The following is a 12,718-nucleotide window of genomic DNA, read 5'->3' on the forward strand; positions in this document are numbered from 1 at the left end:
CGAGACCTCATGAACAACACCGCTACACCTATTCCCGCTCCGCTCAAACGCCGCCTGGCGGCACTGCTCTACGAAAGCCTGCTGCTGGGCGCCGTTACCGCCGTGGCCGGGCTGGCCGCCGGTGTGGTGGCCACCGCCTTACACAACTTCCCCTTATTGGCACGCATGGCCGTGAGCCTGCTGGTGCTGGGCGCTTGGTGGTGGTATTGCAAAAGCAACTGGCGCAAAAAAGGCCAAACCCTGCCGATGAAAGTGTGGCGCATCCAACTGCGCAACCAACACGGCCAAGTACCGCCACTGCCGCAGCTGCGCCTGCGCTTTATGTGGGCATGCCTGTTTCTGGTGCTGATTCCGGCACTGGCCTATCTGGCCTTGCGCAGCGCCCACATCGCCCCGCAAACCGCCGCAGCAGCAGCCTTGTTTTGGTGGATACTGCCCTGGGGCTTCGCCTTACTCAACCCGCAACGGCAGTTTTTATACGATTATCTGGCCGGCACCATACTGGCCGACCAGCCGAAACAAAACAGCCAATAAAGCCGCAAATACCACAACAAGGCTGCCTGAAAGCGTTTCAGGCAGAGAATCTATATTATACAAGATTATACAAGGCTTGCAGCTATAAATCCGTTCCGCAAACGTGTCAAATAACTGCTATTTTTTCTCTTTTAAATCAATAGCCGTAAAATTTTTGCGGAACGTATTTTGTCCATTCTGAACAAGCTTTTCGCCAACCTTCTGTGATTTTTGATTAATCCGGCATCTGCTTCATCATACCAAAAGGCCGCCATTCAGACAGTCTTTATCCTTACGCCTCTTCATCCATCCGTGCCATTGCCTGTACATACACCGCATTTTTATCGCGCTTGCCTACCGCCACCACCGTTACCGTAATCAAACCGTCGTCCACCGTATAAACCAGCCGAAACCCCGCTTGGCGTAATTTGATTTTGTAGGCATTGTGCATACCGCGCAGCGCCGACGCAGGTACATGCGGGTGTGTCAGCCGCTCGGCCAGCTTGTGCTTAAACTGCGTTTTGATACTGCCATCTAGCTTCGCCCATTCCCGCAAGGCCGATGGCAGAAAAGCTAATTTATAAGTCATCCAACGCCACCATCACCGCCGTTTCGCCCATGCGCTCCTGCACCAGCTTAGCGTCCTCCAAGTCTTCCAGATAAGCCAGCAAAGCCTGATAGCGCTGCGCCGAAATCAAATAAGCCTCAGGCTTATTGTGGTTCAACACCGCCACCGCACCATCCGCCTGCGCCACAATGGCCGCAAAATTGCGCTTTAATTCCGTTACACTTACCGCATAATCCGCCAATACCGCTTCCATAATCGCCACCTCCTAAAAAAGATGCTTTATTTTATATCTAATAAATCATCTTTATCAATCTTTATTTACTCCTCATCCCGCATATACAGCCTGTCTTGCAGGGTTTTGCGGGCGCGGCGGTAGCGTTCGGTTTCTTTCTGCCGCGCCGCTGCCGATAAAGACTGGTCGCGCATCATGCGCCGGTGTCCGCTGTCCAGATTGCTCAGCTCACGCCGCACATTGGCATCGTGCCGCTGCTTCTGCTCGCGCATTTCAAAGCTGCGCACCTTCACCCCGGTAGCGCCCACCAGCGCCTGCTGCAAGCCCTGATAATCGCCATAGCGGTTGCGCCCGGTGATGTCCATCGCATCCAGCGCACCAGCCATCGGCGTGTCATCCACATGGTTGCGCAGGCCATTCAGAATACGGGTAACATGATAGCCCGCAGGCACATGGTCGGCGATGGTGTATTTTACCCGCTCCCATGTCTTGCGTTCGTCGCTGTAATAGCTCGGCACAAACTCCCGTCCGGTAAACAAATCCTTATTCCATATCCATGCCGCCGCATTGCTCAGCACAGGGCCGCTCGGCATCGCCCATTGCGGCATCATTACCCCACCGTTTTGGTTTTTAAAATCAAACATATCCCCCATCGGTAAAAAGCGCACCAAATCCAGAAACTGCGGATTGCCATTTTTATCGTTCCACAGGCGGATGGTTTTTAAGCCGAAAGACGAAAATCCCTTCATATAGTCCGGCATAATGCGCCGTTCTTCGTCTTCGTCGGTCTCCCCGCCCAGCATCGCATACAGCTACCCCAAAGGCGGGCAAAACGTAGAAGGCCCTTCTATCCGCTTGGCTGAAGTGCTGGCGCAAAATTGGGGAAATCTTGATTTTGGTATTCGTGAGCTGTCACAAAGCAACGGTGAAAGCGTGGTTAAAGCCTATGCGTGGGACTTAGAAACCAATGTGCGCCAAGCCAAAGTGTTTCAAGTGCCGCATAAACGATTTAGCAAAGCAGGCAGCAAACACTTAACCGACCCCCGCGAAATCTACGAATTGGTGGCTAACCAAGGCAGCCGCCGCCTGCGCGCCTGTATTTTGGGCGTCATCCCCGGCGATGTAGTTGAAAAAGCAGTAGAGCAATGCAGCGCCACCCTGCAAAGCCATATTGATTTATCGCCGGAAAGCATTAAAAAAATGGCCGATGTATTTACCGGTTTCGGCGTCAGCACCGAAATGATTCAAGACCGCTACCAATGCCGCATTGAATCCATCCGCCCTGCTCAATTTTTAGAACTACGCAAAATCTATACCAGTATCAAAGACGGCATGAGCAAAGCGGCAGACTGGTTCGCCGTAGCTTCCGAACCTAAACCCCGTAGTAATCTGAATGACATTGTGGCCGAACCAATCGCCGCCAACCCTGAATCACCCACCACGCCCCCGGCAGCAGACGCCTACCGCGTCGACCCCGAAACTGGTGAAGTGCTCGACAGCGCAACAATATTGGAGCCAACAGCATGAGCGTTAACAAAGCAATCCTCATCGGCCGCCTAGGCCGCGACCCGGAAGTACGCTATATGCCCATTGGAACTACACCGCCCGCATAAGCCCCGCCACCGGTATCACCCGCAACAGCGAAGCACCTCGTGATGTGTATATCGAAGACTACCTGTTCGATATTTTCTACAACCTTGCCGACCAAGACACCAAAGACGCCATGGATATTGCCTACCTCACCAGCCAACGCCCCGCCGACACCCTAAAAATCACCGTCCACCACATCCGTGACGGCGAGTTGGCCATCACCCAAAATAAAACCGGCGCGAAATTAAGATTTGCCATTCTAGGGTCTGTTCACAATTACTTGTCATAAAGGTAACCACATCACAATGCACCCCAATAAAACCGTACTGTGGAAGTTGCGTTTGAGCTTATCGTAACGGCTGGCAATCGCTCGGAAATGTTTCAAACGGCAAAAGGCATTCTCTACCAAATGCCTGATTTTATATAAATACCAGTCCATGTCTTTATTTTTCTCTTCCCTATTGCTTTTATAGGGAATATTGGCTTTCGCACCGCTTTGCTCTATTTGCTCCCTGAGCCGGTCTGAATCGTAACCTTTGTCCGCATTAACCAACTCAGTTTCGGCAAGGTTGATGTTGTCAAGCAGCTCCGGTGCAACGGTGACATCATGGATATTGCCCGCAGTAACGATAACCTCAATCGGATTGCCTGCAGCATCTACAGCCAGATGAATCTTGCTGGTTCTGCCGCCTCGGCTCATACCGATTGCGTGATCCTCTTGCGCACTGAGCGCTGAGGCTGCGGCGCAGTGTTGGTGAGCACGGATATAACTGCCGTCTATGGCTACCCACTCCAAGTCACTCTCTTGGCTGGGCTGTTTCAAGATTGCAGTAAAAATGCCTTTTTCTGACCAACGGTTATAAGCGGTATAAACAGTATGATACTTGCCGAAATACTCGGGCAAATCCCGCCACGGTATGCCGGTTCTTATTCTGTAAAGTATGCCTTCAAGAATTCTGCGCAAATTGGGTTTGCTATAAATACCCAAATCACGCAGAATAGGTAACAGCTTCGTCCAATGTTCATCTTTGAGTAGTGTACGGGGCATCGCAGGTGTATTGGGGGGGGTGAGAACTTCCTTTTATGCCTGCGTTTCTTTTTTATTCAAGGGTATGACAAGTAATTGTGAACAGACCCTAGGCAAGTTAAAAGAAATCATCGACCGCCGCCTGATGAACGCCAAAAGCTACCTGATTTGCAACCATCGCGGCGGCGCACTCACCGTTGACGCCATGGGCAAACGCTTCGCTAAAATCCGCGCACAAGCGATTGCCAAATTTCCCGAATTGAAAGACGAGCTATCTGCCTGCCAATTCCGCGACCTGCGCGCCAAATCTGGCACCGACGCATACCTGCAATCAGACAGCGTAGAGACCGCCCAAAAACACCTTGGCCATGCCAATCCAAGCATGACCAAGCGCTACATTCGCCGCGACAAAGCACTCACCCCGTTAGAGAATTGCGGAACACCTGCTAAAATTGCGGAAAAATCAGACGAATGAAAGCAGCTCAAAGCCTTATATAGTAAGGCTTTGAGCTATACTAATAAATATAGGCTGCCTGAAAGCGTTTCAGGCAGCCTTGTTATTTATCATTTAAAAGCAACTGCGCGAAAAAGCAACTGCGCGCATGCATCTTTCGCATTACATAAAGTTCAACACCGGCCAGCCCTTTTCCTGTGCCGCTGCCAGCAAAACCGCATCGGGGTTTACCGCCACCGGCTCGTTTACCAAATTGAGCAGCGGCAAGTCGTTGCGTGAGTCGCTGTAGAAATACACTTTGTCAAAATCGGCCAAGGTTTGGCCGCGTTCGGCCAGCCATTGGTTTAAGCGGGTGATTTTGCCTTCTTTAAAGCTGGGCGTGCCCACATAGCCGCCGGTGTAATTGCCCGCCGCATCGGTTTCTAAAGACACGCCAATGATGTGATTGATGCCGAACGCCTGGGCAATCGGGGTGATGATGAATTCATTGGTAGCGGAAATCAGCAGCAATTCGTCGCCGGCATCGCGGTGGCTTTGCACCAGCATTTTGGCCATATTGCCCATGTGCGGGGCGATAAAGTCGCACATAAATTCGGCGTGCATTTCATCCAATTCGGCGCGCGAAAAGCGGCTTAAAGGCTCAAGCTGAAAAGCCAAAAATTCGTCGATGTTCAGGCAGCCGTTGAGATAATCTTGATAAAATTTATCGTTTTTGGTGCGCACAAACGCTTCGTCCACCACGCCTTTTTGCATCAGGTATTTCGGCCATTCGTTGTCGGAATCGCAGTTGATTAGGGTGTGGTCGAGGTCGAAAATAGCCAGATTCATAAGGTTTCCTGTTGTTTTAAAAGGCCGCGCAACAGCGGCAGGGTGATGCGGCGCCCCATGGCCAGAGCATAATCGTCTAATGTGTCGAGCATGTGAATCAGGCGGTCCAAATCACGGCTCCAGTGGTTGAGCAGATAGCGAAACACCTCTTCGTCTACCGGCAGCTGCCGTGCCTGCGCCATGCTCATTAAGGCATCGGCTTTTTCTTCGTCGCTCAATGGCTGGATTTGGTATACCACGCACAAGCCCATGCGTGTGCGCAAATCTTCGCGCAACACCAGCTGCGCGGGCGGCACGGTGGCGCTGAGCAGCAAGCTGCCATGGCCGCTGTGGCTGAAATGGTTAAACAGGGCAAACAATTTAATTTGCTCTTCGGCGCTGAGGTGCTCGATTTGATCCACCGCCACACAGTCGAATTGGCGTGCCCAATCGCCCAAGCCATTGCTTTTGGCGTCCACATAAGCGGCCTGCAAACCGGCTTGGCCGGCCTGCGCCACCCACGCACGCAGCAAATGGCTTTTGCCGCTGCCCTCTTGCCCCCACACAAACACAAACGGCTGCTGATGCTGCTGATTTTGCAGCACATCCAGCAATTCGCCGTTCGATTGCCCCAAAAATTTATCAAACCCGGGGTAGCTGTGGTCGGCAAAATCAAAAATCAGTTGGTTCATGGCGCTCCCGCATACGGCCGCAACGGCACCGCGCAATTGTACGCTGTCTTATTGCGGCACAGCAAGGCGCGGCGGCGGGCGATATTTGGTGCCGGCCGATACGCCGCCGCGCATCCGTGTTACACTGTGCGCCATTGCTTTTTCACGCAACTATAGTAAATTAAATTTGAACCAACTACTGCGTTACCTCGCCTTGTCGTACCATCTGTACTGTCTTCGGCTCGTCGCCTTGTCTTGATTCAAATTTAATCCACTATAATATCCCTCTGCTTTTCCGAAAGGTAAACCCATGAATATTGACAAAAACAGCGTGGTCACCCTGCACTACGAAATGTACGATGCCAACGACCAGCTCATCGACAAAACCGAAGAGCCGATTGCCTACCTGCATGGCGGCTACGATGGTATTTTCCCGCTGGTGGAAGAAGCCCTGCACGGCAAAGCCGTGGGCGATGAAGTAGACGTTACCCTGGCACCGGACGACGCCTTTGGCGAACAAGAGCCGGAATTGATCCGCATCGAGCCGGTAGACATCTTCCCGGTAGAAGTGGAAGTGGGCATGATGTTTGAAGCCGACGATCCGGAAACCGGCGATGTGATGGTGTACCGCGTTACCGATGTGGCCGACGGCAAAGCCGTGGTGGATGGCAACCATCCGCTGGCGGGCATGAAAATCCGCTTCAAAGCCAAAGTGGCCGAAATCCGCGCCGCCTTGGCCGAAGAAATCGACCACGGCCATGTGCATGGTGCGCACGGCCATCATCATTGATTGCCCGCTGAAGCACCCCAGTTTGACCCATAGCCCGCAAATGCGGGCTGTTTTTTTCAGGTAGCCTTAAAGCCGTTTGCTGTAGCAAAGAAAATAAATTTAGTTTCTTTGCTATACAATGGCTGCTCCTTGCCCATTCGCTTTCACACCGCCATGAATACCCTGCCCGCCGCCCCGCTTCCCACGCCTTCCCGCTGGCTGCCGCTGTTGCTGGCGATTGCCATTTTCATGCAAATGTTGGATGCCACCATTCTGAATACCGCCTTGCCGAAAATGGCCGCGGATTTGGGCGAATCGCCGCTGAATATGCAGTCGGCGATTATTGCTTATGCGCTTACCTTGGCGATTATGATGCCGCTATCGGGCTTTCTGGCCGACCGCTACGGCACCCGCAAGCTGTTTTTGGGTGCCATGGTGGTATTTATGGTGGGATCGGTGCTGTGTGCCGCCGCTTCCAGCTTAAATATGCTGGTGGTGGCGCGGGTGATTCAGGGCATGGGCGGCGCCATGCTCACGCCGGTGGCGCGGCTCACCATGATGCGCGCTTACGACAAATCGCAATTGCTCAATGTCATCAATTACGCGGTGATGCCCGCACTCATCGGCCCGGTGCTGGGGCCGGTGGTGGGCGGCTATCTGGTGGACTACGCCAGCTGGCATTGGATTTTTCTGCTCAATGTGCCGATTGGTTTACTGGGCTTGGTGTTTGCACTGCGCATCATGCCCGACTTTAACGCCCCCGGCGGCCATTTCGATGCCATCGGCTTTGCCTTGTTTGGCGCTGCGGCCTTTGGCTTAAGTTTCGCCTTTGAGCTGATTACCCATCCCGGAGCGCAGCTGTTCAGCATTTTGATGGCACTGTGCGGCATTGCTGCGCTGGCCTTGTATTGGCGCCATGCGTTGCACAGCCGCGAGCCATTGTATGGGCTGGATTTGCTGTCGGTGCGCACCTTCCGCATCGGCTTGGTGGGCAATTTATTCAGCCGCTTGGGCATGAGCGCACTGCCGTTTTTGCTGCCCTTGCTGCTGCAAGTGGCTTTCGGCTACCCGGCCAGTGTGGCCGGGTGGATGCTGGCACCGCTGGCGCTGGCGGCCATTGCGGCCAAACCGGCCATCAAACCCTTAATGAGCCGCTTTGGCTACCGGCGCATTTTGGTGGCCAACACCCGCTTAATCGGCATATTGATTATGTGTTTGGCACTGCCCAGCGCCGATACGCCGCTGTGGCTGCTGCTGCCCTTATTGTTTGCCTTGGGCGCGGCCAACTCCTTACAGTTTTCCGGCATGAACACCCTCACCATTGCCGATTTGCGCAGCCGCCAAGCCAGCAGCGGCAGCAGCCTGATGGGGGTAAACCAGCAGCTGGCCATCAGCTTTGGCATCGCCATCGGCGCTTTGCTGCTGCAAAGCTTTAGCCATCTGAACCAAGGCCACAGCCTGCACAACGCCTTTCGCTACACCTTTGTGCTGGTGGGCTTGATGACTTTTGCCTCCAGCTGGGTATTCGCCCGCCTACACCCGCACGATGGCGATAATCTGGTGCACAAAGTGGCAGACGATCACCCTGCATAACATTACCGCAACCGCAGCACCGGCGCAGAAACGGCAACACAAAGGTTTCAGGCAGCCTTTAAAAACCGTTAGAAAACGGCCCTTATCACCCCGCCATAGCAAACACATTCCCATCCTTGTTGCAGCGCGGTATGATTGAGCCATTGCCCTTTGTCTTGAGCACTTATTGCCATGAATCCCGAAGCCCTGCTTGCCGCCGCCCTGCCGTATTCCCATTATCTGAGCCGCCACTGGCACAACGGCAATCTGAACACCGCCATTCTGTATCCGTGGTTGCAGCGGCCATTGGAAAATGCCGATTTTGCGGCTTTTGCCGATTGGGAAGCGTTTCAGGCAGCCGCAGATGAAGCCGAATTGGCGCGTCAACTGCGCCTGCTGCGCCGCCATGTCATGGCGCACATCATCATCCGCGACTTGGCGCGCGCCAGTGATTTAGCCGAAGTCACCCGCACCATCACCCTATTGGCCGATTTTGCCGTGAATACCGCGCTGGATTTTGCCCATGCGCATTATGTCGGCCTCTACGGCCAGCCGATGGGCCGCCACAGCGGCACAGCCCAGCATCTAAGCGTGGTGGCGATGGGCAAGGCTGGCGGGTATGAGCTGAATGTGTCGTCAGATATTGATTTGATTTTTGTCTACCCCGAAGCGGGCGACACCGATGGCCGCCGCGAGCGCAGCAATCAAGAGTTTTTCACCAAAGTGGGGCAAAAACTGATTGCGCTCTTAAACGACATCACCGGCGACGGCCAAGTGTTTCGCGTTGACATGCGCCTGCGCCCCGATGGCGACGCCGGCGCCTTGGTGCTAAGCGAAACCGCGCTGGAGCAATACCTGATTACCCAAGGGCGCGAATGGGAGCGCTACGCCTGGATTAAAGGCCGCGTGCTCACCCCGTTTGCCAACGACATCAGCGCCTTGGTGCGCCCGTTTGTGTTCCGCAAATACCTCGACTTCAACGCCTACGAAGCCATGCGCAGCCTGCACAAGCAAATCCGCCAAGAAGTGAGCCGCAAAGGCATGGCCGACAATGTGAAACTCGGTGCAGGCGGCATCCGCGAAGTGGAGTTTATTGCGCAGATTTTCCAACTGATTCGCGGCGGCCAAGTGCGCAGCCTGCAATGCAAAGGCACCCAAGAAGCCCTGCGTGAGCTGACACAACTGGGCATTTTGGAAGCCGACACCGTGGCCGTGCTGCTGGCCGCCTACCGCTTTTTGCGCGATGTGGAGCACCGCCTGCAATACTGGGACGACCAACAAACCCAAACCCTGCCCACCGGTGCCGAACAGCAAGAAAAATTGGCCGCCAGCATGGGCTTTGCCGACTACGCCGCCTTTAGCCAAGCCCTAAGCCAATACCGTCAAAGTGTAAACCGCATTTTCAACGACATCCTCACCGAGCCGGGCGACAAACAAAACCAACAACACGCGCTCGACGAGGTGTGGCAGAACACCGACACCACCGAAACCAGCGATCTGCTGCAACAACACGGCTTTCAGGCAGCCCAAATCCTGCCGCGCCTGCACAACATCCGCCACAGCAGCAAATACCGCCAGCTCTCCAGCCACGCCCAGCAACGCTTCGACACCCTGGTGCCGCAGCTGGCGATTGCCGCCACCGTGCAGCCCAACCCCGATGCCACCTTCACCCGACTGCTGGATTTTCTTGAAGCCATCAGCCGCCGCAGCGCCTATTTGGCCTTTTTGCACGAACACCCCGAAGCACTGGCGCAACTGGCCGCACTGATGAGCCAAAGCAGCTGGGTGGCCGCCTATCTGCAACACCATCCCATCTTGCTCGACGAATTACTCAGCGACGAACTGAGCGCCATCGACACCCATTGGCAAACCCGCGCCGACGAATTGGCTCGCCGCCTACACGACTGTGGCGATGATGTGGAAGCCAAAATGGACGTATTGCGCCGCTTCCAGCACGCGCAAACCTTCCGCCTAGCCGTGCAAGACTTAGCCGGGCTGTGGACCATCGAAGCACTGTCCGACCAATTATCGGCACTGGCCGACTTGCTGCTACAGCAAGCGCTGGATCATGTGTGGCAAAGCCTGAACAAAAAACACCGCGACACACCGCAATTTGCCATCATCGGCTACGGCAAACTGGGCGGCAAGGAATTGGGCTACGCCTCCGATTTAGACCTGGTGTATGTGTATGACGACGACCACCCCGATGCCGCCGACACCTACGCGCGGCTGGCACGGCGGCTCACTTCGTGGCTCACCGCCCCCACCGGCGCGGGCGTGCTGTATGAAGTCGACTTGCGCCTGCGCCCCAATGGCGATGCCGGCTTTGCCGCCAGCCACATCAACGCCTTTGCCCGCTACCAGCGCGAAAACGCCTGGACGTGGGAGCACCAAGCACTCACCCGCGCCCGCGGCGTGGCGGGCGATGCCGCCTTGATTGCCCAATTCGACGCCATCCGCCAAGAAATCCTCACCCGCCCCCGCCCCTTAGCGGCGCTGAAAGCCGACATCATCGCCATGCGCGAAAAAATGTTTGCCACCCACCCGCCGCTAGACAGCAATGTTAAATACGCCCGCGGCGGCGTGGTGGATGTGGAATTTATCGTGCAATACCTGATTCTGGCGCACGCCCACCAATACCCGCAGCTACTGCAAAACCACGGCAATATCGCCTTGCTGAGCATGGCCGCCGATGCCGCGCTAATCAGCGAAACCCTAGCCGAATCCAGCCGCACCGCCTACCGCCACTACCGCAAGCAGCAACACAACACCAAACTGCGCGACGCCGTACACGCCGAAGCCGATAGCGAATTGCTGGCCCACTACCATATTGTTAAAGCCTTATGGCTGGCCGTATTTGATGCTGAAGCCACCGGCGGTGCCTAAAGTGAATTGGCGAAGCGGCAAGGCTGCCTGAAAACAGAATCCCGGTGCCGCCAAAGCCTTTCAGGCAGCCTTGGCAAGTAGACGCGTACTTAGTTGTTTAGTCCCTGAATTTTATGGAGTATCATTACCCCAATTATAAAGAGACCGACTTATGGCAAGCATATTGCATGGTAACGCCAAGACTACGCCTAGAATCAGAAAAGAAATACAAGAGTCTGAAGAGAGCATCGCAGCGTTAGCTAAAAAATACAATATTAATTTCAAAACCGTTCTCTACTGGAAACACGCAGATTCGGTCGAAGATAAAAAGTCCGGCCCCAAAACCCGCCCCAGCGTGTTGACCGAATCGGAGCAGCAGGCAATCTGTACCGTCCGGCGACATCTGCGGCTGTCATTGGACGAGCTGTATATCATCTTCAAGCCCAATATTCCAAAGCTGAGCCGCTCCAATCTGCACCGGTGCTTGCAACATCACGGATTGTCGCGCTTACCCAAGAATGAATCCGATGGCCAAAAAGGTAAAAAACATTCAAACAATATCCGGTTGGCTTTGTCCATATCGACATCACCGAGGTGCGTTGTGAAACCGGCAAGCTGTACCTGTTTGTCGCCATCGACCGCAAAACCAAATATGTTTATGCAGAACTTCATCCGCGTATGACGCAGAAAACCGCCGTTTCTTTTCTGCGCAACCTACAACAAGATTGTGTGTTTAAAATCACCCATATCCTAACGGACAACGGTGCGCAGTTTACCTACAACTTGCTGAGCCAAGCACAACGGCCTGATAAGGAGCATCCGTTTGACGAGCTTTGCCGGCATTTGGGCATTGAGCACCGTACCACGAAATTCCGTCATCCATGGACGAACGGGCAGGTGGAGATTACCAACAAGATGCTGAAAGAGGTAACGGTCAAACGCTTCCACTATGAGCATCCTGACGAACTTAAACGGCACTTGATGGTATTTTTGCTGTATTACAACCATCAACGCCCCTTACGGTCGTTGAAGTACAAAACGCCTTGGCAGGCTTTGGAAGATTGCTATAATCTAGAGCCTGAATTGTTTCGTGAAAATCCATTCCAGAAGATTATGGGTCTTAACACTTAGTTAACTGAAGATACGCACTTACTTATTGATAAATGTGGCCTGAAACGTAAAACCGTCATTGCCGAACTTGATTCGGCAATCCATTGGTAAATTTAAAGTGAGACAATTTTTTAAAAAAACATGTTTTTTATACATTTTCGTAATTGTTTTACTTTGCGCTTTCTGGCCGCGCGGCCACTTACTTTCTTTGCTTCGCTCACGCGAAGCGCGCCTACGGCGAGAAAGTAAGCAAAGAAAGGCGACCCCGGTTTGCAGGTTTGGCTACGCCAAACTTCCCTCACTGCACGTGGTTTTGGCGGCGCTCGCGTGTCGCTGCACTCCGGACCGCCCTTATTCCCGCCAAAACCACGTTCCGTTCGGCTGCGCCAAGGGGAAGGCTGCACGGATTTTCCGTTTCAGGCAGCCTGAACAAAATAGCTGGTAAATCGCTGCACTTGCATTAGGGTCTGTTCACAATTACTTGTCATACCCTTGAATAAAAAAGAAACGCAGGCATAAAAGGAAGTTCTCACACCCCCC

General features: G+C 53.9%; 15 protein-coding genes and 1 pseudogene. 10 read left to right on the forward strand and 6 right to left on the reverse strand.

All coding sequences use genetic code 11. The annotated features are described in order from the left end of the window. Positions 1–9: 9 nt before the first annotated feature. A complete protein-coding gene (locus tag JQU52_RS12105; RefSeq protein ID WP_230338734.1) occupies positions 10–534 on the forward strand; it encodes an RDD family protein in 525 nt (174 codons plus the stop codon). Between the two features lie 271 nt (positions 535–805). On the opposite strand, the gene JQU52_RS12110 is transcribed toward JQU52_RS12105, so the two are convergent. From JQU52_RS12110 to JQU52_RS12120, 3 genes are all read right to left on the reverse strand, one after another. Beyond that, positions 806–1,102: a type II toxin-antitoxin system RelE family toxin gene (locus JQU52_RS12110; RefSeq protein ID WP_230338735.1), complete on the reverse strand. Its 297-nt coding sequence runs from the start codon at positions 1,100–1,102 to the stop codon at positions 806–808. Continuing rightward, the gene (locus JQU52_RS12115) at positions 1,092–1,334 is read right to left on the reverse strand and encodes a type II toxin-antitoxin system Phd/YefM family antitoxin (protein ID WP_230338736.1); all 243 of its coding nucleotides are present in this window, start codon (positions 1,332–1,334) and stop codon (positions 1,092–1,094) included. Before JQU52_RS12115 ends, JQU52_RS12110 begins: the two co-directional genes overlap by 11 nt. Before the next feature lie 65 nt (positions 1,335–1,399). Further along, positions 1,400–2,116, reverse strand: a complete 717-nt coding sequence (locus JQU52_RS12120) for a hypothetical protein (protein WP_230338737.1) — start codon at positions 2,114–2,116, stop codon at positions 1,400–1,402. Here JQU52_RS12120 and JQU52_RS12125 point away from each other — a divergent pair. The 3 genes and pseudogenes from JQU52_RS12125 (at position 2,076) to JQU52_RS12135 (ending at position 3,192) form a co-directional block, all read left to right on the forward strand. Next, positions 2,076–2,840: a hypothetical protein gene (locus JQU52_RS12125; protein ID WP_230338738.1), complete on the forward strand. Its 765-nt coding sequence runs from the start codon at positions 2,076–2,078 to the stop codon at positions 2,838–2,840. The genes JQU52_RS12120 and JQU52_RS12125 overlap by 41 nt on opposite strands. Continuing rightward, a pseudogene (locus JQU52_RS12130) lies at positions 2,837–2,908 on the forward strand (single-stranded DNA-binding protein); the annotation flags it as partial. The gene JQU52_RS12125 and the pseudogene JQU52_RS12130, both read left to right, overlap by 4 nt. A 62-nt stretch (positions 2,909–2,970) precedes the next feature. Further along, positions 2,971–3,192, forward strand: coding sequence for a site-specific integrase (locus tag JQU52_RS12135; protein WP_230338739.1), 222 nt, complete (start codon positions 2,971–2,973; stop codon positions 3,190–3,192). On the opposite strand, the gene JQU52_RS12140 is transcribed toward JQU52_RS12135, so the two are convergent. After that, positions 3,187–3,951 (reverse strand): IS5 family transposase, encoded by a 765-nt coding sequence (locus tag JQU52_RS12140; RefSeq protein ID WP_230338740.1) that lies wholly within the window; start codon positions 3,949–3,951, stop codon positions 3,187–3,189. The two genes, JQU52_RS12135 and JQU52_RS12140, sit on opposite strands and share 6 nt — an antisense overlap. A 64-nt stretch (positions 3,952–4,015) precedes the next feature. On the opposite strand from JQU52_RS12140, the gene JQU52_RS12145 reads away from it, so the two are divergent. Then, entirely contained in the window at positions 4,016–4,405 is a 390-nt protein-coding gene (locus JQU52_RS12145) for a tyrosine-type recombinase/integrase (protein ID WP_230338741.1), read from the forward strand. Positions 4,406–4,546: 141 nt separating this feature from the next. On the opposite strand, the gene JQU52_RS12150 is transcribed toward JQU52_RS12145, so the two are convergent. After that, positions 4,547–5,212 carry a histidinol-phosphatase gene (locus JQU52_RS12150; RefSeq protein ID WP_230338742.1) on the reverse strand — a complete coding sequence of 222 codons (666 nt, stop codon included), beginning with the start codon at positions 5,210–5,212 and terminating at the stop codon, positions 4,547–4,549. Further along, entirely contained in the window at positions 5,209–5,883 is a 675-nt protein-coding gene (hda, locus tag JQU52_RS12155; protein WP_230338743.1) for a DnaA regulatory inactivator Hda, read from the reverse strand. The genes JQU52_RS12150 and hda overlap by 4 nt, the downstream gene beginning before the upstream one ends. A gap of 289 nt (positions 5,884–6,172) precedes the next feature. Here hda and JQU52_RS12160 point away from each other — a divergent pair, with 289 nt between their 5' ends. The 5 genes from JQU52_RS12160 to JQU52_RS12180 all read left to right on the forward strand — a co-directional run bounded on the left by JQU52_RS12160 (position 6,173) and on the right by JQU52_RS12180 (position 12,199). Continuing rightward, positions 6,173–6,652: an FKBP-type peptidyl-prolyl cis-trans isomerase gene (locus JQU52_RS12160; RefSeq protein ID WP_230338744.1), complete on the forward strand. Its 480-nt coding sequence runs from the start codon at positions 6,173–6,175 to the stop codon at positions 6,650–6,652. Positions 6,653–6,805: 153 nt separating this feature from the next. Next, positions 6,806–8,224 (forward strand): DHA2 family efflux MFS transporter permease subunit, encoded by a 1,419-nt coding sequence (locus tag JQU52_RS12165; protein ID WP_230340581.1) that lies wholly within the window; start codon positions 6,806–6,808, stop codon positions 8,222–8,224. A gap of 171 nt (positions 8,225–8,395) precedes the next feature. After that, positions 8,396–11,089 (forward strand): bifunctional [glutamate--ammonia ligase]-adenylyl-L-tyrosine phosphorylase/[glutamate--ammonia-ligase] adenylyltransferase, encoded by a 2,694-nt coding sequence (gene glnE / locus JQU52_RS12170; protein ID WP_230338745.1) that lies wholly within the window; start codon positions 8,396–8,398, stop codon positions 11,087–11,089. Between the two features lie 151 nt (positions 11,090–11,240). Then, positions 11,241–11,750, forward strand: coding sequence for a hypothetical protein (locus tag JQU52_RS12175; protein WP_230338746.1), 510 nt, complete (start codon positions 11,241–11,243; stop codon positions 11,748–11,750). Beyond that, positions 11,663–12,199 carry a DDE-type integrase/transposase/recombinase gene (locus JQU52_RS12180; protein ID WP_230338747.1) on the forward strand — a complete coding sequence of 179 codons (537 nt, stop codon included), beginning with the start codon at positions 11,663–11,665 and terminating at the stop codon, positions 12,197–12,199. Before JQU52_RS12175 ends, JQU52_RS12180 begins: the two co-directional genes overlap by 88 nt. Positions 12,200–12,718 lie beyond the last annotated feature (519 nt).

Origin of the sequence: Paralysiella testudinis (assembly GCF_016894345.1) — a bacterium.
Lineage (GTDB): Bacteria > Pseudomonadota > Gammaproteobacteria > Burkholderiales > Neisseriaceae > Paralysiella > Paralysiella testudinis.